This is a genomic window from Corynebacterium sp. CCUG 70398 (assembly GCF_024454055.1).
Classification (GTDB): domain Bacteria; phylum Actinomycetota; class Actinomycetes; order Mycobacteriales; family Mycobacteriaceae; genus Corynebacterium; species Corynebacterium genitalium.
The window spans coordinates 41,749-59,888 of sequence record NZ_JAGPYZ010000001.1 but is presented as its reverse complement, the minus strand read 5'-3'; the positions used below and the strand labels follow the sequence as shown (position 1 = coordinate 59,888).

The 18,140-nt window shown below is 63.0% G+C and carries 15 protein-coding genes; 10 read left to right on the top strand and 5 right to left on the bottom strand.

The window, feature by feature from the left end:
- Positions 1-47: 47 nt before the first annotated feature.
- Positions 48-797 (bottom strand): SCO1664 family protein, encoded by a 750-nt coding sequence (locus tag KBX07_RS00295; RefSeq protein WP_005290859.1) that lies wholly within the window; start codon positions 795-797, stop codon positions 48-50.
- Complete coding sequence (locus KBX07_RS00290; RefSeq protein ID WP_005290862.1) at positions 790-1,374, bottom strand: histidine phosphatase family protein; 585 nt, start codon at positions 1,372-1,374, stop codon at positions 790-792. The genes KBX07_RS00295 and KBX07_RS00290 overlap by 8 nt, the downstream gene beginning before the upstream one ends.
- Before the next feature lie 39 nt (positions 1,375-1,413).
- On the opposite strand from KBX07_RS00290, the gene KBX07_RS00285 reads away from it, so the two are divergent.
- The 7 genes from KBX07_RS00285 to KBX07_RS00255 all read left to right on the top strand — a co-directional run bounded on the left by KBX07_RS00285 (position 1,414) and on the right by KBX07_RS00255 (position 11,043).
- Positions 1,414-2,814 carry a magnesium chelatase gene (locus KBX07_RS00285; protein ID WP_005290865.1) on the top strand — a complete coding sequence of 467 codons (1,401 nt, stop codon included), beginning with the start codon at positions 1,414-1,416 and terminating at the stop codon, positions 2,812-2,814.
- Positions 2,807-4,753, top strand: coding sequence for a VWA domain-containing protein (locus KBX07_RS00280; protein ID WP_256022535.1), 1,947 nt, complete (start codon positions 2,807-2,809; stop codon positions 4,751-4,753). The genes KBX07_RS00285 and KBX07_RS00280 overlap by 8 nt, the downstream gene beginning before the upstream one ends.
- A gap of 178 nt (positions 4,754-4,931) precedes the next feature.
- Positions 4,932-6,968, top strand: coding sequence for a bifunctional UDP-sugar hydrolase/5'-nucleotidase (locus KBX07_RS00275; protein WP_256022534.1), 2,037 nt, complete (start codon positions 4,932-4,934; stop codon positions 6,966-6,968).
- 196 nt (positions 6,969-7,164) lie between these two features.
- Positions 7,165-8,610, top strand: coding sequence for a DHA2 family efflux MFS transporter permease subunit (locus tag KBX07_RS00270; protein ID WP_005290874.1), 1,446 nt, complete (start codon positions 7,165-7,167; stop codon positions 8,608-8,610).
- A gap of 76 nt (positions 8,611-8,686) precedes the next feature.
- Positions 8,687-9,547, top strand: coding sequence for an SDR family oxidoreductase (locus KBX07_RS00265; protein ID WP_005290877.1), 861 nt, complete (start codon positions 8,687-8,689; stop codon positions 9,545-9,547).
- Positions 9,531-10,322 (top strand): spermidine synthase, encoded by a 792-nt coding sequence (locus tag KBX07_RS00260; protein ID WP_256022532.1) that lies wholly within the window; start codon positions 9,531-9,533, stop codon positions 10,320-10,322. Before KBX07_RS00265 ends, KBX07_RS00260 begins: the two co-directional genes overlap by 17 nt.
- A 13-nt stretch (positions 10,323-10,335) precedes the next feature.
- Positions 10,336-11,043: a hemolysin III family protein gene (locus tag KBX07_RS00255; RefSeq protein WP_256019248.1), complete on the top strand. Its 708-nt coding sequence runs from the start codon at positions 10,336-10,338 to the stop codon at positions 11,041-11,043.
- 18 nt (positions 11,044-11,061) lie between these two features.
- On the opposite strand, the gene KBX07_RS00250 is transcribed toward KBX07_RS00255, so the two are convergent.
- Positions 11,062-13,203, bottom strand: a complete 2,142-nt coding sequence (locus KBX07_RS00250; protein WP_256022531.1) for a YhgE/Pip family protein — start codon at positions 13,201-13,203, stop codon at positions 11,062-11,064.
- A 184-nt stretch (positions 13,204-13,387) separates the two neighbouring features.
- Entirely contained in the window at positions 13,388-15,805 is a 2,418-nt protein-coding gene (locus tag KBX07_RS00245; RefSeq protein ID WP_256022529.1) for an ATP-dependent DNA ligase, read from the bottom strand.
- A 57-nt stretch (positions 15,806-15,862) separates the two neighbouring features.
- Here KBX07_RS00245 and KBX07_RS00240 point away from each other — a divergent pair, with 57 nt between their 5' ends.
- The 3 genes from KBX07_RS00240 (at position 15,863) to KBX07_RS00230 (ending at position 17,650) form a co-directional block, all read left to right on the top strand.
- The gene (locus tag KBX07_RS00240; RefSeq protein WP_256022527.1) at positions 15,863-16,702 is read left to right on the top strand and encodes a Ku protein; all 840 of its coding nucleotides are present in this window, start codon (positions 15,863-15,865) and stop codon (positions 16,700-16,702) included.
- 23 nt (positions 16,703-16,725) lie between these two features.
- Positions 16,726-17,148 (top strand): DUF3592 domain-containing protein, encoded by a 423-nt coding sequence (locus KBX07_RS00235; protein WP_255995236.1) that lies wholly within the window; start codon positions 16,726-16,728, stop codon positions 17,146-17,148.
- Between the two features lie 85 nt (positions 17,149-17,233).
- Entirely contained in the window at positions 17,234-17,650 is a 417-nt protein-coding gene (locus KBX07_RS00230) for a DUF3592 domain-containing protein (protein WP_255995235.1), read from the top strand.
- Here the strand turns inward: KBX07_RS00230 and KBX07_RS00225 are convergent.
- A complete protein-coding gene (locus tag KBX07_RS00225) occupies positions 17,647-17,808 on the bottom strand; it encodes a hypothetical protein (RefSeq protein WP_256019256.1) in 162 nt (53 codons plus the stop codon). The genes KBX07_RS00230 and KBX07_RS00225 overlap by 4 nt on opposite strands.
- Positions 17,809-18,140 lie beyond the last annotated feature (332 nt).

The following is an 18,140-nucleotide window of genomic DNA, read 5'->3' as shown; positions in this document are numbered from 1 at the left end:
AACGTACTGGAGGTGCGTTGCGGGGCCTTTCGCTTGTCGACGCCCCCCTACACCAACGGCCACGGGAACTGGTACTGGTGGCGCGGAGCCGGGAACATGGGCAGCCCCGCAAGACGTAGGGCGCGTTCCTGCAGTGCCTCGACCTCTGCGGGCTCGAGCAGCTCGGCGATGTCGGCCGGAACGTCATGAATGAGCGGCGAAACGGCCTCGATGAGCGCCGAGTCGATGAACTCGCCTGCGAAGTCCCAGATCACGGTACGCAATTTGGGGTCCTGGTGAAAGCACAGGCCTTGATCGATACCCCACACGTGTTCGGGCCCGGACGGCCCCTCCCCGAGCAGCACATGGCCGGACTTCCGGTCGGTGTTATTGGTCAGCACGTCGAAGACGGCCATGCGGCGAAACTGGTCGTGCAGGTCCTCGCGCGTTTCGTAGAGCGGGAAGTAGTGGGAGCCGTCATTGTCGATGTACAGCTGCAGCGAACCGATCCCTAGCCCCTCGATGTCGCGCACGACAGTCGGCGGGACGAGGTGCCATCCAAGGTGTTCGCTGAGCAGGAACGCCGCGCGCTCCCTCCGCCATAAAGCGGGCGAGAAGTCGTGCAGGTACTGCTCCCCTGCTTCTGGCTTGAATACAGCCCATGCGTACTCACTGTCATCCTGGTCGCCGCCAGCGGTGATGTCGAAGACGAAGGTCATGTTCGACGACCCAGCCACCTGCCCCACGAAACCTAGTTCACCGTGGGTAAGCAGCTCGAGCTCCCGCGTGAACGGCGGCTGAAGCGTGTGGTCAGACAACGCGGCCCACTCCTTCGGCGAACTCAATGACGGTCACGGACGCCGGATCTGCTTTCGCTTTCTGGAATTCGTCCAGGTTCACACCGCGGTAGTGGGTAATGGCCGCCTTGATGGGATCTGCATGGCTGAAGCACGCGACAACGCCGCCCGGGAATTGAGCAGCTGCGCGCTCGATTCCGGCGACGACTCGGTCCTGCATCTCCACAAAGCTTTCCCCGCCGGGGAACCGGAACTGGCTAGGAGTCTTCTGCACGGTTTGCCACTCTGGCAACTTGCTCAAGTCGGTCAACTTCTGTCCCGTCCAGTCGCCGAAATCGCATTCAATGAATGCGTCGTCAACGACCGGCTCCAGCCCGAAAACGCGGGCGGTCGGCTCCGCGGTTTCGCGGGTACGTTCTAAGGGGGAGGTGAAGATGGCGTCGATAAGCGAAAAGCGTTCCTTGAGCTGCACAGCGACACGTTCCGCTTGCTGGCGGCCCGTCTCCGAAAGGTGCAAGCCCGCCGCCCGACCAGGCAGAACGACACCGGTGGTAGGGGTTTGACCGTGGCGGATGAGGAGAACGCGCGTAGTTGTCATCCCGGCCAGTGTATGGCGAGCCGGAGTAGTCTGGGGCGCATGACTTCAGCTCCGAATATCTCGACCCTCGGTGAACTGCGCGAAAGCGGGAATTACCCGTACCGGACAATCCGTGAAGAGCTGCGAGACAATCTTCTCGCAGCGCTGGCGGCAGGCGACAACCCGTGGGAGGGGCTGCACGGCCTGGAGAACACGGTCATTCCGCAAGTCGAGCGCGCGATCATTGCCGGCCACGACATCGTGCTGCTCGGCGAGCGCGGCCAGGGCAAGACACGTCTGCTGCGCACGTTGCCATCGCTTCTCGACGAATGGACCCCTGTCCTCACCAACTCCGAACTGCGCGAACACCCGCTGCACCCGATCACCGACGCTTCCCGGGCGCTGGTGTCTGAGAACGGCGACGCGACCCCGATCTCGTGGCTGCACCGCGACGAACGCTACTCCGAGAAGCTCGCCACCCCAGACACATCGGTGGCGGATCTGATCGGCGATGTGGACCCGATGCGTGTGGCCGAAGGCCGCAGGCTCGGTGACCCGGAGACCATCCACTACGGGCTCATCCCCCGCTCCAACCGTGGCATTGTGGCCATCAACGAGCTTCCTGACCTGGCTGAACGCATTCAGGTAGCCATGCTCAACGTCATGGAGGAAGCAGATATTCAAATCCGCGGGTACATGCTGCGCCTGCCCCTCGATGTGCTGGTCGTGGCGAGTGCTAACCCGGAGGATTACACGAACCGCGGACGCATCATCACCCCGCTCAAGGACCGCTTCGGCGCGGAGATCCGCACCCACTACCCGCTCGAGCTGGCCGCGGAAATGGCAGTCATCGAGCAGGAAGCGGATCTCACAGCCGAGATCCCGCCTGTGCTGCTCGAGGTCCTCGCACGGTTTACCCGCGCGCTGCGCGAATCCCCCGCCGTGAACCAGCGTGCAGGTGTTTCCGCACGCTTTGCCATTGCTGGCGCGGAAACGGTCGCCGCATCAGCTCGCCACCGCGCCGCTGTGTCAGGCGAGGACCCCGTTGCCCGCCTGGTGGACCTTGAAGCCGCCGTCGACGTGATGGGCGGCAAGGTCGAGTTCGAACCCGGCGAGGAAGGACGCGAATGGGAGTTGCTGGAGTACATCCTGCGCACCGCCATCGCCGGGGCCGTGCGTCGGTCGGTGCGCGAAATCGACTTCGCTCCGCTCATTGCCGCGCTGGACGGCACCCGGACAATCTCCACGGGTGAGCACGTCACTGCTGCTCAGTTCCTCGCCGGCCTGCCGGACCTTGACGGCGCAACGCTGTACGACGATTTGACCGCCGCCTTCGCACCCGAGAACGGCGCTGGTTCGGACGGCCACCGTGCCGCAGCCATTGAGCTCGGCATCGAATCCCTCTACTTGTCCCGGAAGATCTCGAAAGACTCTGGAGAAGGCGAAACAATCTATGGCTAGATCCCGCTACACCCGCTATACCGGCGGACGGGACCCCCTGGCTCCCCCGGCGGACCTGACGAAGGCACTGCGAGAAATTGGCAATGAGGTCATGGCCGGCTACTCCCCGGAACGCGCGCTGCGCGAATACCTCCGCCGCGGTGCTGACGGTTTCGAAGGCTACGACGATCTGGTCGCGCGCATTTCCGAGCGCCGCCGCAACCTGCTGCAGCGCCACAACTTGGGCAAGACGCTGCAGGACGTGAAGAAGCTTCTCGACGACGCTGTGCTCGCCGAACGCGGCCAACTCGCCCGCGACGTGCACATGGACGACATGGACCGGCAACTGCGGGAAATGCAGCTGGATAACCTACCCGGTTCCCCTGCCGGCGCAGTGAGCGAACTGGGCACATACGAGTGGGCATCCTCGGAGGCGCGCGAAAAGTTCGAGCAGATCAAGGACTTGCTCGGCCGGGAGATGCTCGACCAGCGATTCTCCGGAATGAAGGATGCACTTGAGAACGCGACGGACGAAGACCGCGCCGCAATTGCAGAAATGCTGCGGGACCTCAATATTTTGTTGGGCAAGCACCGCCTCGGCGAAGATACCGAGGAGGACTTCCGCGCCTTCATGGACAAGCACGGCGCGCAGTTCCCGGAGAACCCCAGCACGATCGACGAGCTCGTGGAGCTGCTAGCCAAGCGCTCTGCGGCCGCCCAGCGCATGCTCAACTCGATGACGGACGAGCAGCGCCGCGAACTCATGGAGCTGTCCGCGCAGGCTTTCGGCTCGCCGGAATTGATGAACCTGATGGGCGAGTTGGACGCGAACCTGCGCGGCATCCGGCCAGACCTCGACTGGCACGGCGGCGAACAGTTCGAAGGAGACGAGGGGCTGGGGCTGGGCGACGCAGCCCGCGCAATGGAGGACCTCGGTCGTCTCGACCAACTGGCCGATGATCTCTCCGGGCTCACCCCGTCGGATGCCGATCTCGAAGACATCGAAGATCTGCTCGGCCAAGACGCGGCCGTGTCCGCGCGCACACTCTCAGACTTGGAGAAGGCGCTGCGCGATGGCGGGCTTCTTCAAAAGGGTGACGACGGCAGCCTCAAACTCTCCCCGCAAGCCATGCGCCGACTCGGCCAGTCACTGCTGCAGGATGCCGCGCAGCACCTCTCCCCGCGGGAGGGGTCCCGGGATTCGTCGTCCGCCGGCCAGACCGGTGAACCGACCGGCTCGAGCCGCGCCTGGGAATTTGGCGACACCCAGCCGTGGGATACGACCCGCACGATCACCAATGCGATTCAGCGTCAAGCTGCAGAAGGATCCCTGAGTGCGGGCCCAGTGAACATCACGATCGGCGACGTAGAAGTCCAGGAAACGGAGGCCCGAACCCGTAATGCGGTGGCCCTGCTCGTGGACACGTCCTTCTCCATGGCAATGGAAGGGCGCTGGCTGCCGATGAAGCAGACCGCATTGGCCCTGCACCACCTCATCTCCACGCAGTTCCGCGGCGATGAGCTCGCACTGATCGGTTTCGGCCTTTACGCGCAGACGATGGACATCTCCGAGCTGACCGGCTTGCCGCCGTTGCAGGAAAAGGGCACGAACTTGCACCATGCGCTGCTGCTCGCGGACCAGTTCTTCTCCCGCCACCCGAACATGAACCGCACGCTGCTCATCGTCACCGACGGGGAGCCGACCTCCCACCTCACCCAGGACGGAGAGCCTGTCTTTTACTGGCCCACCACGCGCGAAACCCTCGCGCTGACCGTCACGCAGCTCGACACTGTCACCCGTCGGGGCGCGAATACCACATTCTTCCGCCTTGGAGATGACCCGAACCTCGTCGCGCTTCTCGACGCACTAGCCTCCCGCGCCGGCGGCCGCGTCGTCGCCCCCAACCTCGATGAGCTCGGTTCCGCGGTCGTCGGCGAGTTCCTCGGCGGCTTGTGGTGACACAGTGAACCTGAGTGGCTATTCGGGCATTCCTTAACGTTTCGGACATTCCAGCTTCACGTCGCCGCCACCTCGCTCACCTATTTTCGATTGCGGTTCTCTGTCTCGGCATGTGCCAGTAGCTGAGTACGGACCGACATTTTCCCCCAACCGCTTTCGAACCGAAAGGTGCCCACGCATGCGTAAGAACTTGCGCGCCACCATCGCTACCGCGACGATCAGCGCCCTGTCCGCATCCGCTCTGACCGTGCCGGTCGCATCCGCCGACGAGCAAACCGCCAAGATCTCCATCTCGAACATCACCGACTTCCACGGCCGTTTCGAGCACGACGAGAAGAACTCCATCCCCGGCGCCGAGCGCCTGAAGTGCGCCATCGACCAGGAGGCCGAACAGTTCGGCGACGCGCACATTTTCACCTCCTCCGGTGACAACATCGGCGCATCCCCGTTCTCGGCCATGCTGCTTGACGACGCTCCCACCATCGAGGTCCTCAACCAGATGGGCCTGAAAGTCTCTGCTGTGGGCAACCACGAATTCGACAAGGGCGCGGCAGACTTGTCCGACCGGGTCATCCCGGACGCTGCCTTCCCTTATCTTGCAGCGAACGCTGATTCCGTGAACGGCACGAAGCCGTACCACGTCGAGGAAGTCGACGGCGTGAAGGTCGCTTTCATCGGTACCGTCACCGCCGACATGCCGAACCTGGTCAGCCCGGACGGCATCGCGGGCATCACGTGGAACGACCCAGTCGCCACCACCAACACTCTGGCGAAGGATCTCAAAGACAAGGGCGAAGCCGACGTTGTGGTCGCCCTCGTCCACGCCGGCGGCATTGCCCCGGACAAGTTCTACGAGGCTGTCGACGTCGCATTCCTCGGCCACACCCACGTGGTTGTTAACCCGGATGCCTCCACCACCCCGGTTGTGGCGCAGGCCGGCCAGTACTCCCAGGGCTTCGCTAACGTTGACTTGAGCATCGACCGTGCAACCAAGCAGGTCACTGTCGATGAGGCGAAGGTCGTCGACAATGCCACCGTCCTCGCGTGTGACAAGGCGTACCCGGAGATTGCCACGACCGTCTCGACAGCCGCAGCGGAAGCCGAAGAGCAGGGCAAGCAGGTCGTGGCCAACACTCCGGTCGCGTTCACTCGCGGCAGGAACGAGGGCGCAGAATCCGGCACGAACCGCGGTGTTGAATCCTCCCTGAGCAACCTGCTCGCGGAGGCCGCTAAGTGGAGCGTGGCGGCGAACTCCAACGTCACGCCGGACATCGGCATTATGAACGCCGGCGGTGTCCGCGACGATCTCCCGACAGGTGACGTGACCTACAAGCAGGCGTTTTCCGTTCAGCCGTTCGGCAACGAGAATTCCTACAAGACCATCAAGGGCAAGGACTTCAAGGACGCCCTTGAGCAGCAGTGGAAGCCCGGTCAGGACCGCCCGCGTCTCGCGCTCGGCCTGTCCAACAACGTGTCCTACACCTACAACCCGGACGCGGAGCAGGGTCAGCGCATCACCTCCATCACCATTGACGGCAAGCCGATGGACATGGAGAAGGACTACGTCATCGCCGGTTCCACCTTCCTGCTCGGCGGTGGCGACAGCTTCGAGGCCCTGACCCGGGGGTCCGAGATGTCTAACATTGGCCTGCTCGATGTCGACGCATTCATCCAGTACCTCAAGAGCGACGAGGAACTCGCCCCGCGCGGCCAGTCCGCCGTGGGCGTGAAGCTGGACCAGCCGCTCAAGCCTGGAACGGACGCCACTATTGATCTGTCTTCCCTGATCTACACCATCGACGACCCGGCCAAGAAAGTCACTGTCTCACTCGAGAACGCTGGAGGCGACAAGCTCGCCGAGGCATCTACCGACATCGATCCGGACCTCGGCGAGCAGGGCTACGGCGAGGCCGGCAAGGCCACCGTCAAGCTGGCCGTCCCAACTGACGCTAAGGGCGATCTGGTCCTGCGCATCACCACCGACGCGAAGACCGACGTCACCATGCCGGTCAAGGTGGAGGGCAACAACGGCGACAGCGACACCGACGACAACAATGGCTCCGCCGCATCCTCTGCCGCCAAGGGAGTGCTGCGCTTCTTCCGTGCGCTGGCTGCCATCGCCGCGCTGATCGGTGCGCTCAATTTCTTCAACCCGAAGCTTTTCGAGGACACTCGGAAGCCTTTTCTCGGGAATGATGTCGTAACTGGGAACTGACACGACCACTGAATAGGCGCCGCTGGGGTTTCCCGGCGGCGCCTGAGCGTTTCTAGATTCTCAGTATCGCCTTTTACAGCGGAGCGAAAGCGTTTCTGCAGGTCAGATTTCGGACATGAACCTGAAAGGCGATACTGAAAAAGTAACTCCCGCCCGACCAACCCCGGAAGAGCCCGCCAGGAGTAGATTCGCCCAGGTGAGTACGTACGCCCAAGATCAGCGCTCGCCATGGCCGGCTTTGTGGTCGATGATGCTCGGATTCTTCATGATCCTCGTGGATTCCACCATCGTCGCCGTGGCCATCCCGGCGATTGCTGGAAGTTTGGACGCCTCGTACAACGAGGTCATCTGGGTCAACAGTGCTTATCTGCTGGCATACGCTGTCCCGCTGCTGATCACAGGACGGTTGGGCGACCGCTTCGGTCCGCGCAAGCTGTACCTAACAGGGCTCGCCCTGTTCAGCGTGTCCTCACTGGTCTGCGGGATGGCGGGCGCGGTCGGATCGGTCGGGGTGCTCATCGCCGCCCGCGCGTTCCAGGGTCTGGGCGGGGCGATGTTGTCCCCGCAGACGATGTCGGTGATGATCCGCACGTTTGCGCCGAACGAACGCGGCACCGCGATGGGCCTGTGGGGCGGCACGGCGGGTGTCGCCACAGTCGCAGGTCCGCTGCTGGGTGGCTTCCTCGTGGACCTCGGCGGCTGGGAGTGGATCTTCTACGTCAATGTGCCGGTGGGCATCATCGGCCTCATTCTCGCGTGGAAGCACGTCCCCCGACTGGAACTCACCGCGCGCAGTTTCGATTGGCTCGGTGTCGCGCTCAGTGCTGCGGGCATGTTCTGCTTGATCTTCGGGATTCAGGAGGGTGCGAACTTCAACTGGGACATTCGCGTGGTGGGCCTCATCGCGACAGGCGCAGTGCTGCTCGTGGCGTTTGTGTGGTGGCAGACGCGCACGTCGCGCGATGCGCTGGTTCCGCTTTCGCTTTTCGACGACAGGAATTTCGCTCTCGCCTCCCTCACCATCGCCACCGTTGGTTTCGCGGTATCGACCTTCACTATCCCGTGGATGATTTACGTCCAGAGCGTGAAGGTTCTCACGCCCACGCAGGCAGCTCTGCTGATCTTGCCCTCGGGCGTGGTGTCGGGAGCGTTGTCTGGGTTCATCGGCAAGCTGACCAATACGCGCGACCCGAAACCGATCGTGATCACCGGTTTGAGTGTGACTGCGTTGAGCATGGTGGCGGCGGCGGGGATCACACAGCCGTCGATAAGCAGTGCGTGGATGCTGCTCATCTCCGTCTTTTATGGTTTGGGGAACTCGATGATGTGGGGGCCGCTGTCGATGATTGCCACGCGCAATCTCGATCCGCGGCTGGCGGGGGCTGGGTCGAGTGTGTACAACACGGTGCGGCAGGTCGGTGCGGTCATCGGGTCGGCGAGCGTGGCCGCGATGATGTCGGCGCAGCTGGCCGCGCGTGTTGGTGACGGCGACTCGACGTTCGCTGGGCCACTCCCGGAGCCGCTGCACGAACCATTCGCCACAGCGATGGCCGCCACAATCCTGCTACCTGCCGGAGTCCTCGCTGCGGGCGCCGCACTGGCGCTGTTCTTCAATAAGACTCGGACGTGGAACGACAACTAGCGGATGTGTGCGCCGGGTCACAAATTTCTAGCCATTTCGCCCCCACGAACAGTTTTGCAGTTCTAAGGTGTATCTCATGTGGAACCCTTTAGCTAAGCCATTTCGCCATGACGAGAACGAAACCCCCTACGCGAAGCCGGAGGATTTTGTCGCCGATGCTTCGAGGCGTCCTGCGGCCTTCATTTCCGGTGGTGCATCCGGCATCGGTAAGGCAACGGCCCAGCGTCTGCTGAACATGGGCTGGACCGTCGGCTCCTATGACGTCAACGAGACCATCTGGGGCACAGACGACATCCCCGAAGGCCAGCTGATCACCGGCCACCTGGACGTCACCGACCGCGAGAACTGGGATGCGGCTCTTCAGGACTTCACCTCCAAGACCGGCGGCCGCCTGGACTTCCTCTTCAACAACGCCGGCATCATCATCGATGGCGAGGTTGTGGACCAGGATCCGGAGAAGGTCCAGTTGCTCACCGACATCAACTGCGTCGGCGTTGTCTACGGTGCGCAGGCCGCATACCCCTACCTCAAGGCGACGAAGGACGCGGTGATGATCTCCATGTCGTCGGCATCGGCGATCTTCGGCCAGCCGGAGATCTCCACGTATTCCGCATCGAAGTTCTTCGTCAACGGCATGACGGAGGCGCTGTCGGTCGAGTGGCGCAATGACGACATCCGCGTCCACGACATGATGCCCCTGTGGGCCGCCACCCAGGTGGCCAACGTGAAGGCCCAGTCGGTGAAGAACATGGGCGTCAACCTCACTCCCGGCGACATTGCGGATGAGACGATCAAGGTGCTCACTTCCAAGCAGCCGTGGATCAAGTGGGTGCAGCACCACTCGGTCAGCCTCTCCGACCGTGGCTTGAAGTGGCTGCGCAAGCCGTTCCCGGACCCGATCGCTCACGTCTTGATGCGTTTTGCCGCCGTCTGGTAGTCGCCCCCGCAGACGTCAGGACAAGCCACGCGCCAGGAAGTTCCGTCCCGCGGGCACCTACCCCATCGACACCGGGTCAGCGCGGATCATCACCGACCCGGAGCGCGATGGGGCGTACGTGTTGGAGGTCAACGGTGTGCCGTCGTCACGCATTGTGTTGGGTGCGCCGCGGGTGCTGGGCTTCGACTACATGGAGTGGATCGCCGCGTGCCTGCGCGAGCCGCGCACCGTCGTCCACCTCGGCGGTGCCGGGTGCTCTCTGCCGCGCTATTGCGCCGACGTCTGGCCGGAATCGCGCAACATCGTTGTGGAGATCGATGGCGCGTTGAGCGAACTCACCCGCTCGCTTTTCGACGTCCCCGCCCACTTCCACACCAGCGACGCCCGCACCTACGTGCACTCCCTATCCCCGGGCAGCGTCGACGCTGTCATCCGCGATGTTTTCGACGGGCCCACCACCCCACGCCACGTGACGACGGTCGAGTTCTACCGCGCCGTCGCACGCGCCCTGTCCCCCGGCGGGGTCTATGTGGCCAACATTGGAGACCGCGCAGGTCTCGCCGAAACACGCGCAGAGCTCGCCGGGATGGTGGAAGCGTTTCCGCACGTCGGCGCACTATCTACGCCTGGCATGCTCTCTGGGAACAGCTACGGCAACGTGGTCGTGTGGGGCAGCGACCGCGCTGTTGGACCGGGTGCGGTCAACGGCGTCAAGCAAGCGGACGCTGCGTGGGTTCGCACGATGACTGAGGGGATTGCACCCCGCCGCGACTAGGCTTGCAGGCGTTATGACAGTGCAAAGTAGAAGTGGCGAGCAAATCCGCGTCACCCGCTGGATCGCCGACCGTGGCGAGCGTCCCCTCATCCGCGGCTGGGCCCACCTGTTCGCGGCCCAAGCGGCCACCATCGCCGCCACCGTGCTGATCACCTTTTCCTGGATGACGCTCACCTGGCTGGAGGCGCTGAGCGTGACCATCTACGGTGCCGGCCTGATCGCACTGTTCTCGGTCTCGGCGACCTACCACCGCTTCCCGTGGCGCACCCAGCGCGGCGTCGAGGCGTGGAGGCGGGCCGACCACGCCATGATCGCCGTGTTCATCGCCTCCACGTACACCCCAATGTGCGTCATCGCGCTGCCGCCGCGGATGGCGGCGTGGACCCTGGCCATCGCATGGGTCGGTGCACTGGGCAACCTCGCGCTGAAATTGTTCTGGTCGGGCCACCCGCGCTGGCTCTCCCCCATCATCTACGTCGGGCTTGGCTGGATTATCGTCCCGCTCATCCCCTACCTATGGAACAACGCCAACCCGGCCGTGCTGTGGCTTCTTTTCGTCGGCGGTGTCGCCTACACCGTGGGTGCCGCGATCTACGGCTTCAAATGGCCTGGGCGTGAGGCCCGCTACTACGGATACCACGAGCACTTCCACTCCCTGACCATTGTTGCTGCGATCGTGCACCTGATCGCTGTGTGGATCCTCGTCGTCAACGCCGGATAAAGCCGGACGCGGCAGCAGCTAGCGGCTGAAGACCGACTGCAGCGGCTCCTCGCCTTCGCGGATCTCACGCTCGTAGATCTCGCGCTGGCGCGGGTTCTCGTTCGGATCGTCGATGTGGAGCGCCTTGCGGCGGGCGTTGTAAATCACGATGGATCCGGCGATCGCCAGCAGCGACACCACAACCAGGACGACCAGGCCGGTCCAGAACGCGCTGTCGTAGATGCCGTCGACAGTGCGGACGAACAGGTTGCGGGCGTGGCTCATCGGGTGGAACGGGTTCAGGGCCGCCAGCGGTGCCGGCAGTGTAGACAGCGGCCAGACGGAGCCGGAGGTGAACAGGCCCAGAGCGAAGAATCCGATATTGAACATCGCGCCCACCACGCGTCCGAACAGGATGCGGAAGAACTGGAAGACGGAGGTACCCATCACGTCGATCAGCAGCAGGGTCATGATCATGACGGGCCAGCTCACCGGGCGCCAGCCGAGGGTGATGGACACGAACGCCAGCAGTGCAGTCAGCGCGACGTTGACACCGAAGTTGCTCAACCACGCGGACAGGACCGGGCCGGTGGCGCCGGATGCCTTGTGGCGGCGGCCAATCGCATGCGGCAGCAGGATGGACATGACCGCCATGAGCATGAAGTTGATCACGATGAGGCCGATGATGGAGAAACCACTCGACGGCTCCTTCACGGTCGGGTCAGCCTCATCGACAACGAGCTGCGTCGGGTGCTCGTTCGCCTCCATGAAGGCGATCGGGACGGCGATCTGGTCGGAGGACTTGTCCATGTCTTTGACCTCGGGGGCGCGCTGTGCGCCGTCGCCAAGCTTGGTGGACAGCTCGGTGGAGCCGTCCTTGAGGCGGGTGGTGCCGTCTTGGAGCTGGGCGCCGCCGTCGACAAGCTGGGTGGTGCCGTCCTTGAGGCGGGTGGTGCCGTCGTGCAGGCGGTTCGCGCCGTCGGTCAGTCGGGTGACACCGCCGTTGAGCTGGTCGGTACCGTCAGCCAGCTGGTTGGAGCCGTCGATCAGGCGGTTGAGGCCGTCACGGTACGGCATGTTCGGGTCGGAGAGGTTCGCGTAGAGCTCGCCGGTACCGTCGCGCAGACGGTTGAGGTCGTTGACGACGTTCTGCGGATTCTCCGGGTCGAGCTGCTTCACAATGCCGTCAATCTTGTCGGCCTGCTCGTTCATGCCCACAGTGCGCAGCGTGTCCACGATCGGCTTGAGCTGGCCCACGCCACCCTGCACGTTCTGAAGCAGCGGGATGAGCATGTCGGTGAGCTTGTTGACGCCTTCGTCGATCTGGCGGGCACCGTCGGCGAGCTGGTCGGTACCGCCCTCGAGCTGCGTCAGGCCGTCGCGCAGCTGGTAGGCACCGTCCTTGAGGCGACCTGCACCGTCGCCGAGCTCACCGACACCTTCCTTGAGCTCTCCCGTACCGTCGTTGAGCTGCGTGGCACCGTCGTCAAGCTGGTTGATGCCGTCGACTGCCCGGCCGGTACCCTCCTTCAGCTGGCCGGCACCTTCGTCGAGCTGCTTGGAGCCGTCGGCTGCGGCGCGGATGCCGTCGCCAAGCTCGTTGATGCCGCCGAGAACCTCCTCGCCGTAGGTCTTAGCCACCTCGGCTTTGACCTCGGACTGGATCTGCGGGAGCAGGCCAGAGGTCAGCACCGCACCGTTGGTGCCGTTGTAGTCGTTGAGGTTGATCAGGATCTCCGCTTGCTGCGGCTCCGGGTCGATCACGCTGACGACCTTCTCAGAGAAGTCCTCCGGGATGGTCACGGTGAACAGGTACTTGCCCGTGAGCAGGCCCTGCTTCGCCTCTTCATCCGACACTTTGGAGAAGTCGAGGTAGTCGCGGCTGGTCAGACCTTCGACGACCTGGTCGCCGATATTCTCCATCCCGGCACCTTCACCGCGGTCAACGCCCTTGTCGTTGTTGACCACAGCCAGGCGCGTCTGCGGCACGGAGCCCGTCGGGTCCCACATGGACCACATGTACAGTCCGGCGAACAGCAGCGGCACGACCATCGCCAGGATGATCAGCGTGCGTGCGACCGCGGAAAACGGACGCCAGGTCAGAAGTCGCTCGAGCGGCCCCATGTTTTCCCGGGCCTGAGCCTGGGCGGAATCGCCCTGGCCTGTAATTTTGGTGCTCAACGGTAACCTCTCTCCGGTTCGACGCCCGCATCACATTGACTGGAAGCACAATATTTAGCGGACGTGATCAAAATTACTTTGTAGAGGAATATAGCTCTAATCGCCCAGGAATTCATAAGTTTTCAGCGTGAGTTTGTGCGCATTCCACAGAAATAACCGATATCCGCCCCCGGGCAGTACTGTGTTATCCCAGCTCAGGAGTCCAATCGACATCGCTGGGTTGCTTATCGTCGCGCCACCCTCGCCACACGGCGTGTCGCACTTTCCCGTCGCGCGTACGCCCCGCCAGCGCGACTTCCGCGACGTACGTCGGCTCCACCCACCATGCGTCCTCAGGCATTCCGCTTATCGACGGTTCCTTGCGCCTCACCCCTTCCAACCGCCGTTCAATCTCCTCGAGATCCTTGGCACTGAACCCTGTGCCGACGCGGCCGGCATACGTGAGCTCTCCATCCTCATCGGGCACAGCGACAAGGAGCGAGGCGATCCCGCGCTTGCCTTCACGCACACCGACGACCACGACTTCCTGATGGATCTGGAATTTGATCTTGATCCACGCTGTGCCCCGCTGGCCGGGGAGATACGTCGAGTCCGTCCGCTTCGCCACCACCCCTTCGAGCTTCAGCTCGCGGCTCACTGCGATCGCCTCCTCCAGGCTGCCTGTATGTGCGGGAGGAATGGCCACGTAGTCACCGCTGTCAAGAAGACTGCGCAGCAGCTCGCGACGCTTCTCGTACGGCTCGCGAATCAGAGAGCGCCCTTGTCCGCCCGGGGTGCCCATGTGGAGAATGTCGAAGACCATGTAGCGAATCGTCGCCTCATCACCACCCAGCTCGCCTTTTCTGTGCGCCTGCAGAAGGCCGAAGTCCGGCCGCCCTTGGGCATTGAGCGCGACTACTTCCCCATCGAGAACAGCGCCGCCAGAGTCGTCTCCGATGAGTTCCTGAAGTTCCGAGAGCTCCGGGAAGATGTCCGTGTAGTCCTTCCCGTTACGGCTGGAGAGCACTACTCCTCCCCCGTCGCGTGGATCACCGACACCGGCGATAATGCGGTAGCCGTCCCACTTCATCTCGAAGGCCCACGTCTCGCCGTCTTTCTTTCCCAGTCGGATGTCGGCCTCGCTGCCAGCGGTCGCGAGCATCGGCTCCGGTACGTCAGCGACGCTAAACGGCACGGATGCAGGTTCGGCGGGTGGCTCGAAGGCTGGCTCGGCAACTGGCTCAAGGGCGGGCTGTTTCTTCATGAACTTCATCAGCCACTGCTGTTGCTCAGAGCCCTCGCGGGATCCGGTGCGGATCATCGCATACCGGCGCGGCACTCCGCCCAAACCGCCGTCGGGACGGCCGCGAAGGACGACGATGACCTCCTTGCCGTCACGCCACTTCTCTACCTCGATCGTGCCGGTGTCCCAGATGCTCACCTCCCCGGCGCCGTACTGCCCCTTTGCGATGGTCCCTTCAAACGCGGCGTACTCGATCGGGTGGTCTTCTGTCTGGACCGCGAGCCGGTTCTCCGCCGGATCGAGCGGCGGGCCCTTCGGCACCGCCCAGGACACGAGCACCCCCTCGCGCTCGAAGCGGACATCCCAGTGCAACGACGAGGCGTGATGCTCCTGGATGACGAAGATGGGCTCCTCCCCGGCGCGGTCGGCCGGCGGTTCGGCGGGGACGGGTTCGGCGGTTTTGGAGGGGTTGCGCATGGAGCGGTACGTCGATAAGCGATCGGGGTGAAAGCCCAGGTGCGCGAGCGGGTCGAGTCCTTCCGCAAGCCGCTTCATGACCTCGGTGTACTCGAGCTGGCTCGGGTCTTCGAGCTCGTCCCACGTGCGTGGGGCGGCAACGGTCGGGCGTTCGCGGCCGCGCAACGAGTAGGGCGCCACGGTCGTCTTCGACCCGTTGTTCTGGCTCCAGTCGATGAAGACCTTCCCGGCGCGCTGATCCTTCTTCATCACATGCGTGACCTCATCCGGATTGTCCGCGGCGAGTGCGCGGGCCAGTTCCTTCGCCACCGCTGAAACCTGGTCCGCAGTGCTCGTGCCGTCGAGCGCGGCGTAGATGTGGATACCCTTCGACCCCGATGTCACAGGAACGGACTCCATACCCATGCCGTCGAGGATCTCCTTGCACCAGCGGGCCACTTCGGCGCACTCGGCAAGGCCCACGCCAGGACCAGGGTCGAGGTCGAGGACCATGCGGTCAGGGTTGGCGGGGTAACCGGTGTCGTCGAAACGCCACTGCGGGGTGTGCAGCTCCAACGCCGCGACGTGCGCGAACCAGGCCAACACAGCGGGCTCGTCGGCGAGCGGGTACCGGTTTGTCGACGTCTTGTGCGCGATGATGCCGAACGGGATCCACTCCGGCGCCGAATCTTCCAAGTCCTTGCGGAAGAAGGCTTCTCCCCCGACACCGTCCGGGAAACGCTTTCGCGTCACGGGGCGGCGGGCGATCTGCGGGATGAGCGCATCGGCGACCGTGAGGTAGTAGTGCATCACGTCCGCCTTCGTCACGGCCGGAGCATCATCCGTGGCCGGGTAAAGCACCTTGTCCAGGTTGCTCACGGCGAGAGTGCGCTCGCCGACCTGAAATTTCTTGCTGCGCGCCATGAACTGCCTTTCGCTTACTCTCCCACAGAACTTACATAACCCCCGTACACTGCGGGTATGCGCGCAATTTGGAGCGGTTCCATCACCTTCGGCCTCGTTAACGTCCCGGTCAAGGCCTACGGGGCGACCGAAGACCACGACATTTCTTTCCACCAGGTCCACGACGAGGACGGCGGCCGCATCCGTTATGAGCGCCGATGCGAGGTGTGCGGCGAGAAGGTCGAATACAAGAACATCGATAAGGCCTTCGAAGAAGACGGCGAGACAGTCGTGCTCACCGCCGACGATTTCGAGTCCCTGCCGGAGGCGAACAACAACGAGATCGAAGTCGTCCAGTTCGTTCCCGCCGATCAGATCGACCCGATCATGGCGGAGAAGGCCTATTACCTCGAGCCCGTCGGCAAGACGCCGAAGTCCTACCTTTTGCTGCGGGAAACACTCAAGAACACCGACCGTATGGCCGTGGTCAAGTACGCCCTGCGCAACAAGACCCGCCTGGGCGCGCTGCTCGTGCGTGACAAAACCCTCGTGTTGCAGGGCATGCTCTGGGCCGACGAGATCCGCGATGTGAACTTCAAGGGCGTCAATTCGCGTGCGAAGATCGGCGACAAGGAGCTTGAGCTCTCCGCCGCGCTCGTTGAGCAATATTCCTCAGACTTCACCCCGGATGAGTTCTCTGACGACTACCAGATCGAGCTGCGCAAGCTTATCGACGCGAAATTCGAGTCCGGCGACACCCTGGACACCTCGAAAACATTCGGCGAGGATGCCGACTCCGACTCCGACAGCAGCGACGACGGTGACGACGCTGACGTGGTCGACCTCATGGAGGCTCTGAAAGCCTCGCTAGACAGGAAGAAATCCGGCAAGTCCAGCAAGTCCGGGAAATCCGCTTAGGAACACCGGCTAGAGAGTGTGTGATGTTCAGCGCAGCCTTGTTCGCCGCAGCGGCGTTTCTCGTCTTCCTGGGTTACAGGGATTACAAGTCCCGCGAGCGCTTCGCGCAGAAGGGTGTGCGTGTCACAGGTCGCGTTGTTGACACCTACCTGCGGGAGACTCCCACTACAGATTTCAAAGGTCGCAGTAAAACCGACCGCAACATGATCGAGACCATCGAGTTTCACACTGTTGACGGAACCCCGATTCTCGGCCGGCCGTCTGATGGAGTCGGCGAACGCAACCGGATGGGTATGACTGTCCGGGTGATCTACGACCCAGACTCTCCGAACAATTTCTTGGCCCCGGCGTCCGAGGATGCAGAGATTAGTGTCATTGAGCCGTTTGTGACGATGGCCGCCGGCGGATTCTTCGCGTTGGTTGCCCTGATCTTCCTGTTTACCTAGCTCTTTTCAGACCAGTCCCGAACTTACCCCCTCCCCGGCGCGTTACACATGATGAATAGGCACCCAACACTGAAGCGTGGAACCAATGGATTACATTCTTCTCATCATGGCCGCAGTGGTCATTTTCAAAGGCATCTCTGACTACATGTCCCTCGAGAGACTCGCCTCGCATGGTGTGCGTGTGGAAGGCCGGGTCGTGGATTCGTTCATGCACGAAAAGCGCACCCAGGATAGAGGCAACCGTACGCGGGTGGAGCGCACCATGGTCGAAACGATTGAATTCACCACTGTCGACGGCCAGCCGCTTCTGGGGCAGCCGGCCCATTCTGATGTGGGGATGAACAACCGCATCGGCCAGATCGTGACGGTGATCTACGACCCGAACTACCCGCAGCACTTCACCGCCCCCGTCCACGGGAACGATGTCAACGTCGTGCTACCCGTCACGACAATGCTCATCGGTGGGCTCATGTTGCTGGTTGGCCTGATTGCGGCGTTCTAATCGCCCCGCGCGTCGACGACATTGAGAGCAAAGACCGCGTCAGCGTGTTCGCCGCCGGCCTGAAGGATCGGTTGCCGGGTGAGTATCCGGAGGTGGTGGCGGGAATCGTCGATAAGCTTGGGCCTGAACTCGCGGAGGGCGAGGGCTATTTCAACCACTCGTTCCACCTGTGGCCCGTCAGCCGCTACATCGAGGACTACGGTGCATTAGCCCCAGTACGTCTCGGCGATTTCGTTGCATATGCGCCGACCCGAAGCTGCAGTGTGAGAAGGCGGAATGAACCCTCGGTTTGCCAGGCAGCGAGCAAAATATAACCACTTGCACAATTCCGGTTCTTCATTTGACCATCGCCTACGCTCTGAGCACTGTAGCTTTGCGGACTAACGGCCGCGTTAGACTGACGAGCAACGTAACCCCCGAAGACCGTTGCGGGCCCCTATTCTCGCGGCCCGAGAGATAGCACCTACGCTTTGAGCCGGTTAGTTGCGAC